Raw genomic sequence first — 20,679 nt, 5'->3', positions numbered from 1 at the left:
TCGGGCGGGTCAGGAGATGCCGAACTCTTTACCGAGGAGCTCGAATACCTGGTCGTCGGTCGCGTCGTCGAGATCGTCGGACACCTGCGCGGCGGCGTCGGCACGACTGTCGCGCCACACGGCCAGCAACGCCGACAGACGGGCGCCGATCCGGTCGTCCTCGTCGTCGCCGAGCTCGATCGAGGCGAGGCTCGCCTCGATACGGCTCAACTCTGCGAGCAGCGGCGCCACTCCGCCGGGCTCGTCGACGACGAGTCCTTCCGAGAGGAGGCCGACCAGGTCGAGCGGGGTCGGGTAGTCGAATATCAGAGTCGCGGGCAGCCGCAGCCCGGTGGCCGCGCCCAGTCGGTTACGCAGGTCGACGGCGGTCAGCGAATCGAAGCCCAGCTCGGTGAAGGCGCGCCGCTCGTCGACCGCCTCGGGACCGGGGAGCGCCAGCACGGCGGCGACCTGCGTGCACACCACGTCCACCAGGGCGGACGTCCGTTCGGTCTTCGGCAGCGCCGCCAGCCGGTCCAGCAGCACGGCGGCCGGGTCGACCCCGGTGTCCACCGCCCTGCGGGTCGTCGTACGCACCAGACCGCTGAACACCGGTGGCACCACAGGGAGTTGCCGGATGGCCCGCAGGTCGAGCCGCATCGGCACGACAACCGGATCCGCGCCCACGGCCACCGCGTCGAACAGCTCAAGGCCCTCCTCGGTGGAGAGGCCCAGGGCCCCGGTCCCGGCCATCCGGGCGCCCATCCCGTCCTCTCCGACCCACAGGCCCCATGCCAGCGAGGTCGCGGGCAGGCCGCCGGCACGCCGGTGCTGGGCGAGGGCGTCGAGATACGCGTTGGCCGCCGCGTAGTTGCCCTGGCCGGGATTGCCCAGCGTTCCCGCGGCGGAGGAGAACAGCACGAACGCCGACAGGTCCAGGTCACGGGTCAGCTCGTGCAAGTGCCACGCCGCGTCGACCTTCGGCCGGAACACCGCGTCGACCTGATCCGGCGTCAGCGACCCGATCGTGGCGTCGTCCAGCACACCCGCCGTATGCACGACAGCCGTCACAGGATGCTCGGCCAACAACGCCGCCACCGCCTCCCGATCACCCACATCACAGGCGGCCACGGTCACCTCGGCACCGAGTCCGACCAACTCGTCGTACAGATCGCCCACATGGCCACGCCTGCTCGCCAGCACCAGCCGCCCGACCCCGTGCCGCACCACCAGATGCCGCGCCACCAGACCACCGAGCATCCCACTCGCACCGGTCACCAACACCGGCCCCACACCGAACCCCGGCCCCTCCGACTCCACCACACCCGCACGCGCCAGCCTCGGCACGAACAACCCACCCGCCCGCAGGGCCAGTTCGGGTTCCGTGCCGGTGACGGCCGACTTCCAGCCGTCCTCGTCGTCGATGTCCACGAGTACGAAGCGGTCCGGGTTCTCCGACTGCGCCGTCCGCACCAGACCCCACACCGCGCTCGCCGCCAGATCCGGCACGTCGTCCTCACGACCGACCGCGACGGCGCCCCGGGTCACCAGCACCAGCCGCGAGGACACACAGCGGTCGTCGGCCAGCCAACCCTGTACCAGCTCCAGAACGGCCAGCACCTCCGAGCGTACGGCGGCCACATCGCGCGACCCGGCACACCGCACCACGACGTACTCCGGCAGCGATTCCCCCGCGTCCAGCGCCGACCGCACAGCGGCCCAGTCCGCGAACTCCGCCGCGGAACCGGCACCCCCGGCCGACGCCGAAGCGGTCACCCAGTCCAGCCGGAACAGCGACTCATGCCTGCGCGCCGACCCCAGCGAACCCGCCGACACGGGGCGCAGCACCAGTGAGTCGATCGTGGCCACCGGAGCTCCCGCCCCGTCCGCCACGGTCAGCGCCACCCCGTCCGACCCCGCGCGCGCCAACCGCACCCGCAGCACCGTCGCACCGGAAGCGTGCAGCCGCGCACCCGACCACGAGAACGGCAGCTTGCCGGAACCGTCGGAATCACCCATCAGGCCGATGGCGTGCAGCGCCGCGTCCAGCAGCGCCGGATGCAGACCGAATCCGTCGGCACTCACGTCTTCGGGCAACGCGACCTCGGCGAACACCTCGTCCCCACTGCGCCATGCGGCCCGCAGCCCCTGGAACACCGGCCCGTAACCGAAACCGCCATCGGCCATCCGGTCGTAGAGCCCGGCCAGGTCCACCGCCTCCGCCCCGGCGGGCGGCCAGGCACCGACATCGACCGACGGTACCTCGGCACCGCCGCTCGCGAGCACGCCACTCGCGTGCCGCACCCACAACTCACCGTCGTCGTCCCGCGCGTGCACCGTCACGGGACGACGACCGGACTCGTCCGGCACACCGACCCGCACCTGTACCCGCACCGAGCCGTTCTCCGCCAGGACGAGTGGCGCCTCCAGCGTCAGCTCCTCGACCAGGTCGCACCCGACCTGGTCACCGGCACGCACCGCCAACTCAAGGAACGCCGTACCGGGAATCAGCACCGAACCCTGGATGGCGTGATCGCCCAGCCACGGGTGCGTCCGCCGGGACAGCCTGCCGGTGAACAGGACGGTGTCCTCGTCCGCCGGGGTGACCGCCGCACCCAGCAGCGGGTGGTCGGCGGAACCGAGCCCGAGCCCGGTCGCGTCGGTGGCGGGCCGCACGCTCGTGTCGGGCCAGAACCGCTGGTACTGGAACGCGTACGTCGGCAGATCCACCCGCCGTGCGCCGCTGCCCGCGAAGTAGGCGGCCCAGTCGACGTGTACGCCCCGCACATGCAACTCGGCGAGCGCGGTCATGAGGGCGCCGTCCTCCGTCCGGTCACCGCGTAGCACCGGGAAGAACGCCGCGTCCGGCAGGGACTCCTGGCCCAGCGCAGACAGCACGCCACCGGGTCCGATCTCGACGAGGACGTCCGCTCCGGTGGCGACCACGGCGTCGGCGAACCGCACCGACTCCCGTACGTGCCGCACCCAGTACTCCGGCGAGACCAACTCCTCGGCCGTCGCCCGGCCACCGGTCAGCGTCGACACGATCGGAATGGACGGTGCCTCGAACGACACACCCTCCAGCACCGCGCGGAACTCATCGAGCATCGGGTCCATCAACGGCGAATGGAACGCGTGGCTGACACGGAGCCGCGTCACCTTACGACCCGCCTCACGCCACAGCTCCGCCACCACCTCCACGTCAGCGGCGACACCCGAAACCACCACCGAGTTCGGGCCGTTCACCGCAGCGACGCCCACAGTGTCGGGCAGATCCGGCGCGACCTCGGCCTCGGACGCCTGGATCGCCACCATCGCACCGCCCTCGGGAAGCGCCTGCATCAACGCGCCCCGAGCCGACACCACCTTGACCGCGTCGGCCAACGACCACACACCGGCCACATGCGCCGCCGCCAGCTCGCCAATCGAATGCCCGGCCAGCACATCCGGCCGGACACCCCACGACTCCAACAACCGGAACAACGCCACCTCAACCGCGAACAACGCCGGCTGCGTCACCCCCGTCTCATTCAGCGCCTCGGCGTCCTCACCGAACAGCACCTCACGCACCACCGGACCGAACTCGCCCAGCACACCGTCCAGAGCCTCCGCGAACACCGGGAACCGCTCAGCCAGTTCACGCCCCATACCCAGCCGCTGCGAACCCTGACCCGAGAACAGGAAACCCACCCGGTGCTCGTCGGCGACACCTCGTACAGACCCGGCGGCCGGCCGCCCCTCGACGATGTCGGTGAGCCCGGCCACCAAGTCGGTCACGTCCCGCCCGACGACGGCGAGCCGGTGCTCAAAGTTGGCACGCGACGTCGCGAGCGCACGGGCGATGTCCGCAGGGTCGAGGTCGGGCCGGGCGGTCAGGTGGTCACGCAGCCGCACCGCCTGGTCACGCAAGGCGCTCTCGGTACGGCCGGACACCAGCCAGGGACCGAGCGGCACCCCGGCGTCGGAAACGCGCGGCGCGTCGACGCCCGACATGGACTCGATGATGACGTGCGCGTTGGTACCGCTGAAGCCGAAGGACGACACACCCGCCCGCCGGGGGCGGTCCGTCTCGGGCCAGGGCCGCGCCTCGGTCAGCAGTTCCACCGCACCCGCCGACCAGTCGACGTTCCGGGAGCGCTCGCCGACGTGCAGCGTCTTCGGCAGCACACCGTGCCGCATCGCCATCACCATCTTGATGACGCCACCCACACCGGCGGCGGCCTGGGTGTGACCGATGTTGGACTTCAGCGAGCCCAGCCACAGCGGCTCGCCCGCCCGGTCCCGCCCGTAGGTGGCCAGCAGCGCCTGCGCCTCGATCGGGTCACCCAGCGTCGTACCCGTGCCGTGCGCCTCGACCGCGTCCACCTCGGACGGCGCCAGTCCAGCGTTCGCCAGGGCCTGGCGGATGACGCGCTGCTGCGACGGGCCGTTCGGCGCGGTCAGCCCGTTCGACGCGCCGTCCTGGTTCACCGCCGAACCACGGATCACCGCCAGCACCTGGTGACCGTTGCGCCGGGCGTCCGACAACCGCTCCAGCACGAGCATGCCGACACCCTCGCCCCAGCCGGTCCCATTGGCGTCGTCCGAGAACGAGCGGCACCGGCCGTCCGGCGACAGGCCCTGCTGGCGGCTGAAGTCGATGAACGCGGAGGGCGTCGACATGACGGTGGTGCCACCCGCGAGGGCGAGCGAGCACTCGCCCGACCGCAGCGCCTGTGCCGCCAGGTGCAGGGCGACCAGCGACGACGAGCACGCCGTGTCCACGGTCATCGCGGGGCCTTCAAGGCCGAACGTGTAGGACACACGGCCGGACGCGACACTGCCCGCGTTGCCCGTACCGAGATAGCCCTCGACGCTCTTCGGTACACCGTGCAGTTGGCTCGCGTAGTCGTGGTACATCACGCCCGCGAACACACCGGTCGTGCTCCCCCGCAGTGATCTGGGGTCGATGCCGGCCCGCTCGAACGCCACCCAGGAGGTCTCCAGCAGCAACCGGTGCTGCGGGTCCATCGCCAACGCCTCGCGCGGCGAGATCCCGAAGAACGCCGGGTCGAACAGGTCGGCGTCGTGCAGGAAGCCGCCCTCACGGGTGTAGGAGCTGCCGACCCTCTCGCCCGACGGGTCGTAGAGCTCGTCGGTGTCCCAGCCGCGCTCGGTCGGGAACAGTGTGATGCCCTCGGCTCCGTCGGCGACCAGCCGCCACAGGTCCTCAGGCGAGCGGACGTCGCCGGGATAGCGGCAGCTCATGCCGACGATCGCGATCGGCTCGTCGGTCACGGTCGCGGCCGTGCCGGTGGTCGCCGCGGCGACCGGCGCGCCCGCGAACTCGGCGCCGACGAAGGCGGCGAGCGCCGTGGGGGTCGGATAGTCGAAGACCAGCGTGGCGGGCAGGCGCAGCCCGGTGGCCGCGCCCAGCCGGTTACGCAGGTCGACGGCGGTCAGCGAGTCGAATCCCAGCTCCGTGAACGCCTGGCCGGACCCGACCGCCTCCGGCCCGGAGTGGCCGAGCACCGCGGCGGCCTGGGTACGGACGAGGTCGAGCAGTATCCGGTCGCGTTCGGCCTCGGCCAGCGGTGCCAGCCGGTTCCGCAGCGCGGCGGCCGGGTCGGCGCCGCTCCCCGCCGCCCTGCGGCTGGTCGTCCGGACCAGGCCGCTGAACACCGGGGGCACCAGCGGGAGTTCCCGTACGGCCTTCAGGTCGAGCCGCATCGGTACGACGACCGGGTCGGTCCCGGAGACCGCGACGTCGAAGAGCGCGACCCCCTCTTCCGCCGACAGACCGGTGGAGGCGGAATGTGCCACCCGAGCACCCATGCCGTCCGCCCACAGGCCCCACGCCAGCGAGGTCGCGGGCAGGCCCTGAGTACGGCGGTGCTGCGCGAGCGCGTCCAGGAACGTGTTCGCCGCCGCGTAGTTGCCCTGGCCCGGGCCACCGAGAGTGCCGGCCACCGACGAGAACAGCACGAACGCCGACAGGTCAAGGTCACGGGTCAACTCGTGCAGGTGCCACGCCGCGTCGACCTTCGGCCGGAACACCGTGTCGACCTGATCCGGCGTCAGCGACCCGATCGTACCGTCGTCCAGCACACCCGCGGTATGCACGACAGCCGTCACAGGATGCTCGGCCAGCAGCGTCGCCACCGCCTCCCGATCACCCACATCACAGGCGGCCACGGTCACCTCGGCGCCGAGTCCGACCAACTCGTCGTACAGATCGCCCACATGGCCACGCCTGCTCGCCAGCACCAGCCGCCCGACCCCGTGGCTGCCGACGAGGTGCCGGGCGACCAGACCGCCCAGCGCGCCTGACGCGCCTGTCACCAGGACCGAACTGTGCGGCCCGAACGCCTGGTCGGTGCCGGCCTGCGGCCGTACCCGCGCCAGGCGGGCCACGAACACCCGTCCGTCCCGCACGACGGCCTGGGGCTCCCCGGTCGCCAGCGCCGGCCTCCAGCCGTCCTCGTCGCCGATGTCCACGAGTACGAAGCGGTCCGGGTTCTCCGACTGCGCCGTCCGCACCAGACCCCACACCGCGCTCGCCGCCAGATCCGGCACGTCGTCCTCACGACCGACCGCGACGGCGCCCCGGGTCACCAGCACCAGCCGCGAGGACGCACAGCGGTCGTCGGCCAACCAACCCTGTACCAGCTCCAGCGCGGCCAGCACCTCGGGGCGTACGGCGGCCACATCGCGCGACTCGGCACACCGCACCACGACGTACTCCGGCAGTGATTCCCCCGCGTCCAGCGCCGACCGCACAGCGGCCCAGTCCGCGAACTCCGCAACAGAACCGGCACCCCCGGCCGACGCCGAAGCGGTCACCCAGTCCAGCCGGAACAACGACTCCCATCCCTGCCGCGACAGCGTCGCCGCCACCGGGCGCAGGACCAGTGAGTCGATCGTGGCCACCGGAGCTCCCGCCCCGTCCGCCACGGCCAGCGCCACCCCGTCCGACCCCGCGCGCGACAACCGCACCCGCAGCACCGTCGCACCGGAAGCGTGCAATCGCATACCCGACCACGAGAACGGCAGCTTGCCGGAACCGTCGGAATCACCCATCAGGCCAATGGCGTGCAGCGCCGCGTCCAGCAGCGCCGGATGCAGCCCGAATCCGTCCGCGCCCACCCCCTCCGGCAGCGCGACCTCGGCGAACACCTCGTCCCCACTGCGCCATGCGGCCCGCAGCCCCTGGAACACCGGCCCGTAACCGAAACCGCCATCGGCCATCCGGTCGTAGAGCCCGGCCAGGTCCACCGCCTCCGCCCCGGCGGGCGGCCAGGCACCGACATCGACCGACGGTACCTCGGCACCGCCGCTCGCAAGCACGCCACTCGCGTGCCGCACCCACAACTCACCGTCGTCGTCCCGCGCGTACACCGCCACCGAACGACGACCGGACTCGTCCGGCACACCCACTCGCACCTGCACCCGGACGCCGCCGCGCTCGGGCACCACGAGCGGCACCTCCAGCGTCAGCTCCTCGACCAGGTCGCAGCCGAGCTGATCGCCCGCGCGGATCGCCAGCTCGGCGAACGCCGTGCCGGGCAACAGGACCGAGCCCTGGATCGCGTGGTCCGCCAGCCACGGCTGGGACTCCAGGGACAACCGGCCCGTGAAGAGCCGACCGTCCGAGTCCGCCGTGTCGACGACCGCACTGAGCAGCGGGTGGTCGGCCGAACCGAGCCCCGCCGCGTCCAGGTCGGCGGCCGAGACCCCGGCGTCCAGCCAGTAGCGCCGGTGCTGGAAGGCGTACGTCGGCAGGTCCACCCGCCGCGCGCCACGACCGGCGAAGAACGCCTCCCAGTCCACCCGTACGCCCCGCGTGGACAGCTGTGCCACCGCGGAGATCAGCGCCGGCTCCTCCGGGCGATCGCCGCGCAGCGCCGGTACGAAGGTCGCTTCCGGCGCGGACTCCTGGCCCAGCGCCGACAGCGTGCCGCCCGGCCCGATCTCGACGAACGTGACCGCGCCCTCGGCGATCAGCGTCTCGACGGCGTCGGCGAACCGCACCGACTCCCGTACGTGCCGCACCCAGTACTCCGGCGAGGCCAACTCCTCGGCCGTCGCCAACCGGCCCGTCAGCGTCGACACGATCGGGATCGTGGGCGTCTCGAACGACACGCCGTCCAGCACCGCGCGGAACTCATCGAGCATCGGATCCATCAATGGCGAATGGAACGCGTGACTCACCCGAAGCCGGGTCACCTTCCGACCGCCCTCACGCCACCGCTCGGCAACAGCCTCCACATCGGCGGCGACACCCGAAACCACCACCGAGTTCGGCCCGTTCACCGCCGCGACGCCCACAGTGTCGGGCAGGTCCGGTGCGACCTCGGCCTCGGACGCCTGGATCGCCACCATCGCACCGCCCTCGGGCAGAGCCTGCATCAGCACGCCACGAGCCGACACCACGTTGACCGCATCGGCCAACGACCACACACCCGCCACATGCGCCGCCGCCAGCTCACCGATCGAGTGTCCGGCCAGCATCGCGGGTCGAATGCCCCACGACTCCAGCAGCCGGAACAACGCCACCTCAACCGCGAACAACGCCGGCTGTGTCACTCCTGTCTCATTCAGCGCCTCGGCGTCCCCGCCGAACAGGACTTCACGCACCGCCGGGTCGAACGCGCCCAGCACTCCGTCCAAGGCGCTCGCGAACACCGAGAATCGGGCGGACAGTTCACGCCCCATCCCGAGCCGCTGCGAACCCTGGCCCGAGAACAGGAAACCCACACCGCCGACGGCGACGGACCCGGTGACCAGGCCGGGGAACGGCCGCTCCTCGGTCAGTGCGGCGAGGCCGTCCAGCAGCGCCTCACGGTCGTCCGCCACGACGACGGCCCGGTGGTCGAAGGCGGACCGCGTCGCGGCCAGCGAGTAGGCGACGTCCAGCACGCCGATCCCCGGATCGCCCGCGACACGCTCCCGCAGCCGCGATGCCTGCTCCCGCAGCGCTTCCGCGCTCCGGCCCGACACCACCCATGGTGCGACACCGTCGACCGGGACCGGTACCGGAAGGGGATCCTCGCTCGGCGCGTGCTCGATGATGGTGTGCGCGTTCGTGCCGCTCACACCGAACGACGACACACCGGCACGACGCAGGCGACCCGTCTCCGGCCAGGGCCGGGCCTCCGTCAGCAGTTCGACATCACCGGCGGACCAGTCCACCTGGGACGTGGGCTCGTCGGCGTGCAGGGTCGGTGGCAGCACACCGTGCCGCAGCGCCATGACCATCTTGATGATGCCGCCGACCCCGGCCGCTGCCTGGGTGTGGCCGATGTTCGACTTGATCGAGCCGAGCCACAGCGGATCACCAGCGCGATCCTGGCCGTAGGTGGCCAGCAGCGCCTGTGCCTCGATCGGGTCACCCAGCGTCGTACCGGTCCCATGCGCCTCCACCGCGTCCACATCCGACGGGGACAGCCCGGCACTGGCGAGCGCCTGGCGGATCACCCGCTGTTGCGACGGACCGTTGGGCGCGGTGAGACCGTTCGACGCGCCGTCCTGGTTGATCGCGGAGCCGCGCACGACTGCCAGCACCTGGTGACCGTTGCGCCGGGCGTCCGACAGCCGCTCCACGAGCAGCATGCCGACGCCCTCGCCCCAACCGGTGCCGTCCGCGCTGTCGGAGAACGACTTGCACCGACCGTCGGCGGCCAGACCCCGCTGGCGGCTGAAGTCCACGAACGTACCCGCGGTGGCCATCACGGCGACGCCGCCGGCCAGCGCCATATCGCACTCCCCGGACCGCAGCGCCTGCACCGCCATGTGCAGGGCGACCAGCGACGACGAGCACGCCGTGTCCACCGTGACCGCGGGGCCCTCAAGCCCCAGCACGTAGGCGACGCGGCCGGACGCGACACTGCCGGACGCGCCGGTGCCCAGATAGCCTTCCACGTCCTCCGGTACGGAACGCAGCCGCGCCGCGTAGTCGTGGTACATCAGACCCGCGAACACACCGGTCGCGCTGCCCCGCACCGACTCCGGGGCGATCCCCGCCCGTTCGAACGCCTCCCAGGAGGTCTCCAGCAGCAGCCGCTGCTGCGGATCCATCGCCAGCGCCTCACGGGGCGAGATCCCGAAGAACGCCGGGTCGAACTGATCGGCGTCGTACAGGAAGCCGCCTTCACGCGTGTAGGAGGTGCCCATGTGTTCCGGGTCCGGGTGGTACAGCCTCTCCACGTCCCAGCCGCGATTGGCGGGGAACTCGCCAATGGCGTCGACACCGTTCAGCACGAGCTGCCACAGGTCCTCGGGCGAGTTCACCCCGCCGGGATAGCGGCAGCTCATGCCGACGATCGCGATCGGCTCGTCGGTCACGGTGGCCACCGCGCGAGCGGTCGCCGCCGTGACGACCGGAGAACCCGCGAGTTCGGTGCCGAGGAAGGCGGCCACCGCCTCGGGGGTCGGGTAGTCGAAGACCAGCGTCGCGGGCAGGCGCAGCTCGGTGACCGCGTTGAGGTTGTTGCGCAGTTCGACAGCGCTGAGGGAGTCGAAGCCGAGTTCCCTGAACGCGCGGTCGGGTGCGATGGCGTGCGCCGAGCTGTGGCCCAGCACCATGGCGACGTGGCCGAGCACGAGGTCCAGCAGTACCTTCTCCCGCTCGGCGTCGGTGAGTCCCACCAGCGACTCGGCCAGCGCCGAGCCCGCGACGGCCGCGCGCTCGACTGCCCTGCGTGCCGTGCCGCGCACCAGACCGCGCAGGACGAGCGCCACCGGGTGTGAACGTGCCTGCCGGTGCAGGGCGGGCAGGTCCAGGGGCACCGGCGCGAGCACGGCACGTCCCGTCGAACCCGCCACGTCGAAGAGAGCGAGCCCCTGGGCGGTACGGAGCGGGATCAGACCGCCCCTGCTCATCCGCTTCACATCGGCCTCGTCAAGCTGACCGCTCATACCACTGGCTTCGGCCCACAAGCCCCACGCCAGCGACGTCGCGGGCAGGCCGGCGAAGCGCCGGTGCTGCGCGAGCGCGTCCAGGAACGTGTTCGCCGCCGCGTAGTTGCCCTGGCCAGGACCACCGAACACGCCGGAGGCGGAGGAGAACAGCACGAATGCCGACAGGTCCAGGTCACGGGTCAGCTCGTGCAGGTGCCATGCCGCGTCGACCTTCGGCCGGAACACGGTGTCGATGCGCTCCGGCGTCAGCGACCCGATCGTGCCGTCGTCCAGCACACCCGCGGTATGCACGACAGCGGTCACGGGATGCTCGGCCAGCAGCGCCGCCACCGCCTCCCGGTCCGCCACATCACACGCCGCGAACACCACCTCGGCACCCCGCGCAACCAACTCCTCGCGCAACTCCTCCGCACCCTCCGCCGCAACACCACGCCTGCTGACCAGCAGCAGACTCCGCACACCCCGCTCCACCACCAGATGCCGGGCAACCAGACCACCCAACGTGCCCGTCGCACCCGTGACCAGCACCGCACCCGAACCAAACCCGGGCTCATCCACCACCGACCGCCCCACCCTGGCAAGACGGGGCACTCGGATATCGCCGGAGCGCACCGCCAACTGCGGCTCCCCAGTGGCCAACGCGGACGGCAACGCGTCGAGCGAGGCCACTTCGTCGTCGAGGTCGACCAGCACGATCCGGTCCGGGTTCTCCGACTGCGCCGACCGCACCAGGCCCCACACAGCGGCCTGCGCGACGTCCCGTACGTCCTCGTTGTCCGAGACAGCGACGGCGCCGCCGGTCACCACGACCAGGCGTGCCGCGTCGAACCGCTCGTCCGTCAGCCAGGTCTGGACCGCGTCGAGTGCCCAGTGCGCCGCCTCGTGCGCCGAGGAAACGGGGTTGGACGCGGACATGATCGGACGTGTCAGGACGACGTAGTCGGGCAGTTGCGCCGACGGCGTCAGCGTCTCCAGCTCGGTCCACTCGGTCGTCGGGGGATCGCCGTCGGGTAGCGGCACCGGCACCCAGTCCACGCCGAACAGTGCGTCGGCGAGATCGTCATCCGCCAATTGCTCCTGCGAGACCGGTCGGATCACCAGTGAGTCGATCGTGGCCACCGGGGCGCCCGCCCCGTCCGCGACCGTCAACGCGACCCGGTCCGCCCCGGAGGGGGTCAACCGTACCCGCAGCATCTCCGCGCCGGAGGCGTGCAGCCGCACGCCCGACCACGCGAACGGCAACCGGCCTACGCCGTCGGCGTCGTCTGCGAGGCCGATGGCGTGCAGCGCCGCGTCCAGCAGCGCCGGATGCAGACCGAATCCGTCGGCACCCACGCCCTCGGGCAGCGCGACCTCGGCGAACACCTCGCCATCGTGCCGCCATGCCGCACGCAGCCCCTGGAACACCGGCCCGTAGCCGAACCCGCCGTCGGCCATGAGCTCGTAGAAGCCGGCCAGGTCCACGGCCTCGGCACCGGCGGGCGGCCACTCGGCCAGGGAAGCCCCCGCAGAGCGCCCGCCTGCCCGCAGCACACCGATGGCGTGCCGGGTCCACGAACGGCCGTCATCGCTGTCACCGGCGCTGGAGTGGAGGGTCAGCTCGCGCCGGCCCGACTCGTCCTCCGCACCGACCCACACCTGTACGCGCACCGTGCCGCTCCTGGGCAGGACGAGCGGCGCCTCCAGCGTCAATTCCTCGACCAGGTCGCACCCGACCTGGTCACCCGCACGGATCGCCAGCTCAAGGAAGGCGGTGCCGGGCAGCAGGATCGAGTCGAGTACCGCGTGATCGGCCAGCCAGGGGTGGGTCTGGGCCGACAGACGTCCGGTGAGCAGCACACCGTCCGTACCGCCGAGAGCGACGGTCGCACCCAACAACGGGTGCTCGGCCGCACCGAGCCCGGCCGCCGTGACATCACCCATCGCGGGCCGCACGATGGGCCAGTAGCGCTCGCGCTGGAAAGCGTAGGTGGGCAGATCCACCCGACGCGCGCCACTGCCCTCGAAGAAGGACTCCCACTCCACCCGTACACCACGTACGTACAACTGTCCCGCGGCCGTCGTAGCGGCCACGGCCTCCGACCGATCCGCCCGCAGCGCCGGTACGAACGTCGCCTCCGGCGCCGACTCCTGACCCAGCGCGGACAGCGTCCCGCCCGGCCCGATCTCGACGAACGTGACCGCGCCCTCGGCGATCAGCGTCTCGACGGCGTCGGCGAACCGCACCGACTCCCGCACATGCCGCACCCAGTAGTCCGGCGAACCCAACTCCTCTGCCGTCGCCCGCGCACCGGTCAGCGTCGACACGATCGGGATCGCCGGCGCCCCGTAGGACACGCCTTCCAGTACCCGGCGGAACTCATCGAGCATCGGATCCATCAACGGCGAATGGAACGCGTGACTCACCCGCAGACGAGACACCTTACGACCCGCCTCACGCCACAGCTCCGCCACCACCTCCACATCGGCGGCGACACCCGAAACCACCACCGAATTCGGACCGTTCACCGCCGCGATCCCCACAGTGTCGGGCAGATCCGGCGCGACCTCGGCCTCGGACGCCTGGATCGCCACCATCGCGCCACCATCGGGCAGCGCCTGCATCAACGCACCACGAGCCGACACCACCTTGACCGCATCGGCCAACGACCACACCCCTGACACATGCGCCGCCGCCAGCTCACCAATCGAATGACCAGCCACCACATCCGGCCGGACACCCCACGACTCCAACAACCGGAACAACGCCACCTCAACCGCGAACAACGCCGGCTGCGTCACCCCCGTCCCATTCAGCGCCTCGGCATCCTCACCGAACAGCACCTCACGCACCACCGGATCGAACGCGCCCAGCACCCCGTCCAGCGCCTCCGCGAACACCGGGAACCGCTCAGCCAGTTCACGCCCCATACCCAGCCGCTGCGAACCCTGACCCGAGAACAGGAAACCCACCTGACCGGGATCGTCGACACCCCCTGTGACCACGGCCCCAGTCGCTTGGCCATCGGCCGCGGCCGCCAAAGCGGCCAGGAATTCGGACCGTTCCCCGGCGACCACCACGGCACGGTGCTCCAGCACCGCCCGCGAAGACACCAGCGCACGACCCACGTCCGCCACCGTCAACTCAGCGTCTTCGTCCACGAAGAACCTGAGTCGCGCGGCCTGCTCCCGTAACGCCTCGGGGGTCCGAGCCGACAGCACCCACGGGACCAGTCCGTCGCGCACCGGCGCCGGGGCTTCCTCCCGCTCCACCACGGGAGCCTGCTCGAAGATGACGTGCGCGTTCGTCCCGCTCACACCGAACGCGGATACGCCCGCCCGCCACGGCCGCCCCGTCTGCGGCCACGGCCGATTCTCCGCCAGCAGTTCCACCGCACCCGCCGACCAGTCCACATGCGACGACGGTTCGGTGACATGCAGCGTCCGAGGCAGCACACCGTGCCGCAGCGCCATCACCATCTTGATCACACCCGCCACACCCGCGGCGGCCTGTGTGTGACCGATGTTCGACTTCACCGAACCCAACCACAACGGCTCACCGGAGCGGTCCCGCCCGTAGGTGGCGAGCAGCGCCTGCGCCTCGATCGGGTCACCCAGCGTCGTACCCGTGCCGTGTGCCTCGACCGCGTCCACCTCTGACGGAGCGAGACCCGCACTGGCGAGCGCCTGACGAATCACCCGCTGCTGCGACGGGCCGTTCGGCGCCGTCAAACCGTTCGACGCGCCGTCCTGGTTCACCGCGGAGCCGCGCATCACCGCCAGCACCTGATGACCGTTCCGCCGCGCGTCGGACAGCCGCTCCAGCAGCAGCATGCCGACGCCCTCGCCCCACCCGGTGCCGTCCGCGCTGTCCGAGAACGCCTTGCAGCGCCCGTCCTCCGCCAGCCCGCGCTGGCGACTGAAGTCGATGAACACGCCCGGCGTCGACATCACTGTCACACCACCGGCCAGCGCCATTGAGCATTCCCCGGAGCGCAGCGCCTGGCTCGCCCAGTGCAGCGCCACCAGCGACGAGGAGCAGGCCGTGTCCACCGTGACCGCGGGACCCTCAAGGCCGAACGTGTAGGACAGCCGGCCGGAGATGACACTCGCCGCGCTGCCCGTGCCGACGTATCCCTCCACCCCTTCCAGGCTGTCCGGCGCGGCCATGAGCAATGTCGGGTAATCCTGGCCGTTGGTGCCGACGAACACGCCCGCCCGGCTGCCCCGCAGCGAGTTCGGGTCGATGCCCGCCCGCTCGAAGGCCTCCCAGGAGGTCTCCAGCAGCAGCCGCTGCTGCGGATCCATCGCCAGCGCCTCACGCGGCGAGATCCCGAAGAACGCGGGGTCGAACTCCCCGGCGCGGTCGAGGAAAGCGCCCATGCGGGTGTACGACGTGCCGATACTCGCCGGGTCCGGGTCGTACAGCGCGTCCAGGTCCCAGCCGCGGTCGGCCGGGAACTCCACCACGGCGTCCCCGCCGCCGACCAGTAGGTGCCACAGGTCCTCCGGCGAGTCCACCCCGCCGGGGAATCGGCAGCTCATGCCGACGATCGCGATCGGCTCGTCCACGGCGACGGCTGTGTGAGCGGTCTCCGTCAGGACGGGTGCGCCCGCGAGTTCCGCGTCGAGGAAAGCCGCCAGTGCCGCGGGGGTCGGGTAGTCGAAGACCAGCGTCGTGGGCAGGCGCAGTTCGGTGACCGCGTTGAGGAGGTTGCGCAGTTCGACAGCGGTCAGCGAGTCGAAGCCGAGTTCCCTGAACGCCCGGTCGGGCGCGATGGAGTGCGCGGAGCTGTGGCCCAGCACCATGGCGACGTGGCCGAGCACGAGGTCCAGCAGTGCCTTCTCCCGCTCCGCGGCGGTCATCGCGGCCAGCGAGTGCGCGAACGCGGACTCGGCGACGGAGCCGGCGTCGGCGGTCCTGCGCACCGTGCCGCGCACCAGGCCACGCAGGATGTGCGCCACGGGGTGGGTACGCGCCTGCCGCTGCAACGCGGGCAGGTCAAGAGGCGCCGGCGCGAGCAGGGCACGCCCGGTCGAGCCCGCCGCGTCGAACAGCGCGAGCCCCTCGGCCGTACGGAGGGGGAGCAGGCCGCCCCGGCTCATCCGCTTCAGGTCGGCGTCGTCGAGCTGGCCGGTCATACCGCTGGCCTCGGCCCACAGGCCCCACGCCAGTGACGTGGCGGGCAGCCCGGCGGCCTGGCGGTGCTGGGCGAGCGCGTCCAGGAACGTGTTCGCCGCCGAGTAGTTGCCCTGTCCAGGGGCGCCGAGGAGGCCCGCCACCGACGAGAACAGCACAAACGCCGAGAGGTCCAGGTCTTTCGTCAGCTCGTGCAGGTTCCACGCGGCGTCGACCTTCGGCCGGAACACGGTGTCGATCCGCTCCGGCGTCAGCGAGCCGATCGTTCCGTCGTCGAGCACACCGGCGGTGTGGACGACAGCGGAGACCTCGTGCTCGGCCAGCAGGCCCGCGACGGCCTCCCGGTCGGCCACGTCGCAGGCCACCACGTCAACCTCGGCCCCCAGAGCGACCAGTTCGGCACGCAGTTCCTCGGCGCCCTCCGCCGCCGCACCACGTCTGCTCGCCAGCAGCAGGCTGCGCACTCCCCGCGCCGCGACCAGGTGCCGCGCGACGAGAGCTCCCAGTGTGCCCGTCGCACCCGTGACCAGCACCGCGCCCGAACCGAAGCCGGGGTCGTCCACCACGGACCGCGGAACCCTGGCCAGCCGCGGAACGGTGACGGCACCGGAGCGCACCGCCATCTGCGACTCCCCGGTGGCCAACGCGGCGGGCAGCACATCGAGCGAGGCCACGTCGTCGTCCAGGTCCACCAGGACGATCCGGTCCGGATTCTCCAACTGGGCCGACCGCACCAGACCCCACACCGCCGCTTGCGCGATGTCCCGCACATGCTCTTCGGACGCGGCGGCGACGGCGCCCCCGGTCACCACGACCAGCCGGGCCGCGTCGAACCGCTCGTCCGTCAGCCACGTCTGCACCGCGTTCAGCGCCCAGTGCGCCGCCTCGTGCGCGGCGGGCACCGGACCGGACGCGGACGTGACAGGACACGACATGACCACGAAGTCGGACCGCGGTTGTGTCAGGGTCTCCAGGTCGGTCCACTCGACCGTCGGGGCGTCGTCGTCGGACAGCGGGACCGGCACCCAATCGACACCGAACAACGCGTTGCCGCCATCCCCACCGGCGAGCTGGTCCAGCGACACCGGGCGCAGCACCAGCGAGTCCACGGTCGCTACCGGAGCACCCGCCCCGTCCGCCACCGTCAACGACACCTCGTCCGCCCCTGCGGGCGCCAGGCGCACTCGCAGCACCGTCGCGCCCGAGGCGTGCAGCCGCACGCCCGACCACGAGTACGGCAAGCGACCGATCCCGTCGGCATCGCCGGCCAGGTCCACGGCGTGCAGCGCGGCATCCAGCAGCGCCGGGTGCAGGCCGAAACCCTCCACGCCCACACCGTCCGGCGGTACGACCTCGGCGAACACCTCGTCCTCGCGCCGCCACACGGCCCGTAGCCCCTGGAAAACCGGCCCGTAGCCGAAACCGGCATCGGCCGCGCGGTCGTAGAGCCCGTCCAGGTCGACGACTTTGGCGCTCGCGGGCGGCCACTCCACGAGGGAGGTCCCGGCGGAGCGCCCGACCGCCCGCAGCACACCGGTGGCGTGCCGTGTCCACGGCCGGTCGTCGTCGGTGTCGCCCGCGCTGGAATAGACGGTCAGCTCGCGCCTGCCCGACTCGTCCTCGGCGCCGACCCACACCTGCACCCGGACGCCGCCGCGCTCGGGTACCGTCAGCGGCGCCTCCAGCGTCAGCTCCTCCACCAGGTCACACCCGACCTGGTCACCCGCCCGTACCGCGAGCTCGACGAACGCGGTACCGGGCAGCAGAACCGAACCCTGGACCACATAGTCGGCCAGCCACGGGTGGGACTGAACCGACAGTCGACCGGTCAGCAGCACTCCATCCGTGCCCCCGACCGTGACAGCCGCGCCCAGCAGCGGGTGGTCGGCCGAACCGAGCCCGGCCGCCGTCACATCACCGACCGCGGGCAGCGCGTCCAGCCAGTAGCGCTCGTGCTGGAACGCGTACGTCGGCAGGTCCACCCGTCGCGCGCCACGACCGGCGAAGAAGGGCTCCCAGTCCACCCGGACGCCACGCACATGCAGCTGCCCCACGGCGGTCGTGACGGCCACGGCCTCCGGCCGGTCACCGCGCAACATCGGCACGAACGTCGCGTCGGGGGCGGACTCCTGACCCAGCGCGGACAGCGTCCCGCCCGGCCCGACCTCCACAAACGTCGCCACACCCTCGGCCACCAGCGCCTCAACGGCGTCCGCGAACCGCACCGACTCGCGCACATGCCGCACCCAGTACTCCGGCGAACCCAACTCCTCGGCCGTCACCTGCGTGCCGGTCAGCGTCGACACGATCGGGATCGTGGGCGCCTCGAACGACACGCTTTCCAGTACCCGGCGGAATTCATCCAGCATCGAGTCCATCAACGGCGAATGGAACGCGTGGCTGACGCGCAGACGAGACACCTTTCGCCCCGTCTCGCGCCACCGCTCCGCGACCGTCTCCACATCGGCGGCAGCGCCGGAGATCACCACCGAGTTCGGGCCGTTGACCGCCGCGATCCCCACGGTGTCGGGCAGATCCGGCGCGATCTCCGCCTCGGTCGCCTGGATCGCGACCATCGCACCGCCCTCGGGCAGCGCCTGCATCAACGCACCCCGGGCCGACACCACCTTGACCGCGTCGGCCAACGACCACACCCCTGACACATGGGCAGCGGCCAGCTCACCGATCGAATGCCCGGCCAGCACGTCCGGCCGGACACCCCACGACTCCAGCAGCCGGAACAGCGCCACCTCGACCGCGAACAGCGCCGGCTGCGTCACCCCCGTCTCACTCAGCGCTTCGGCGTCCTCACCGAACAGGACTTCACGCACCACCGGATCGAACTCGGCCAGCACCTCGTCCAAGGCGCTCGCGAACACCGGGAAACGCTCGGCCAGTTCGCGCCCCATACCCAGCCGCTGCGACCCCTGACCCGAGAACAGGAAACCCACCTGACCGGGATCGTCGACAGCTCCCGTGACCACGGCGCCGGTCGCTCGACCATCGGCCACCGCCGCCAAGGCGTCCAGGAACTCGGACCGTTCGGCGGCGACCACCACCGCACGGCGCTCCAGTACCGCCCGCGACGTCGCGAGCGAGTAACCCACATCGACAGGGGACTGATCGCTCACAGAGGACAGGAGCCGCTCGGCCTGACCGCGCAGCGCGGCCTCGTCACGCGCCGACAGCACCCAGGGCACCAGCCCGTCGTGCGGCACCAGCCCTTCGCCCACCGGTTTTTGGGCTTCCTCCCGCTCCACCTCGGGAGCCTGCTCGACGATGACGTGCGCGTTCGTCCCGCTCACACCGAACGACGACACACCGGCACGCCACGGCCGGCCCGTCTCCGGCCACGGCCGGGCCTCCGCCAGCAGTTCCACCGCACCCGCCGACCAGTCCACGTGCGACGACGGCTGGTCCACGTGCAGCGTCTTGGGCAGCACACCGTGCCGCATCGCCAGCACCATCTTGATCACACCGGCGACACCCGCGGCGGCCTGCGTGTGACCAATGTTCGACTTCAGCGCCCCCAGCCACAGCGGCCGGTCGGCGGGCCTGCCCTGGCCATAGGTGGCCAGCAGCGCCTGCGCCTCGATCGGGTCACCCAGCGTCGTACCCGTGCCGTGCGCCTCGACCGCGTCCACATCGGACGGTACGAGGCCCGAGTGGGCCAGCGCGGCCCGGATCACCCGCTGCTGCGACGGACCGTTCGGCGCTGTCAGACCGTTCGACGCACCGTCCTGGTTCACCGCCGAACCCCGCACCACCGCCAACACCGGATGCCCGTTGCGCCGCGCGTCCGACAGCCGCTCCAGCAGCAACAGACCGGCGCCCTCGCCCCACCCGGTGCCGTCCGCGGCGTCGGCGAAAGGCTTGCACCGGCCGTCCATCGCCAGCCCGCGCTGGCGGCTGAACTCGATGAAGGTGTCCGGTGTCGCCATCACGGTGACGCCGCCCGCGACGGCGAGCCCGCACTCGCTGTGCCGCAGCGCGTGTATCGCGAGATGCAGGGCGACCAGCGACGACGAACAGGCGGTGTCGATGGTCAGCGCGGGGCCCTCCAGGCCGAGCACGTAGGAGATGCGGCCGGACACGACACTGGCCGCGTTGCCGGTGAGGAAGTACCCCTCGTAGCCGTCCGGTACGCCGCCCTTGGCCAGGCGCGCCAGGTAGCCCTGGCCGTTGGTGCCGATGAAGACGCCGGTCTTGCTGCCCCGCGCCGAGTGCGGATCGATGCCCGCCTGCTCGAACACCTCCCATGACGTCTCCAGCAGCAGCCGCTGCTGCGGGTCCATCGCCGCGGCCTCGCGTGGCGAGATACCGAAGAACGCCGGGTCGAACTGGTCGACGTCGTGCAGGAAGCCGCCTTCGCGGGTGTAGCTGGTCCCCTGCTGATCGGGGTTCTCGTCGTACAGCCCCTCCAGGTCCCACCCACGGTTGGTGGGGAACCCGGAGACGGCGTCCCGGCCGTCCGCCAGGAGGTGCCACAGATCCTCCGGCGAGCGCACACCGCCGGGGAACCGGCAGCTCATGCCGACGATCGCGATCGGCTCGACCTCGCGCTCCTCGGCCTCGCGCAGCTTGCCGCGCATCTCCTGCAGGTCCACTGTGGCCCGCCGGAGGTAGTCGAGGTACTTCTCCTCGTTCGACATGTGTTCCGACCCTTCAGGCGAGTTCATTGG

General features: G+C 71.6%; 1 protein-coding gene. It reads right to left on the bottom strand.

Annotated features, from left to right (window positions below; translation table 11 throughout):
* Positions 1–9: 9 nt before the first annotated feature.
* The gene (locus ABTZ59_RS20540) at positions 10–20,676 is read right to left on the bottom strand and encodes an SDR family NAD(P)-dependent oxidoreductase (protein ID WP_503003248.1); all 20,667 of its coding nucleotides are present in this window, start codon (positions 20,674–20,676) and stop codon (positions 10–12) included.
* Positions 20,677–20,679: the final 3 nt, after the last annotated feature.

The sequence above is a fragment of the Streptomyces sp. NPDC094034 genome (assembly GCF_040303865.1).
GTDB lineage: Bacteria > Actinomycetota > Actinomycetes > Streptomycetales > Streptomycetaceae > Streptomyces.
The sequence above is the reverse complement of the archived record's forward strand: the minus strand, read 5'-3'. Positions and strand labels throughout refer to the sequence as shown.

Excerpts from the sequence above, each read along its gene's own strand:
- ABTZ59_RS20540 (WP_503003248.1), bottom strand. The coding sequence starts at position 20,676 with ATGAACTCGCCTGAAGGGTCGGAACACATGTCGAACGAGGAGAAGTAC.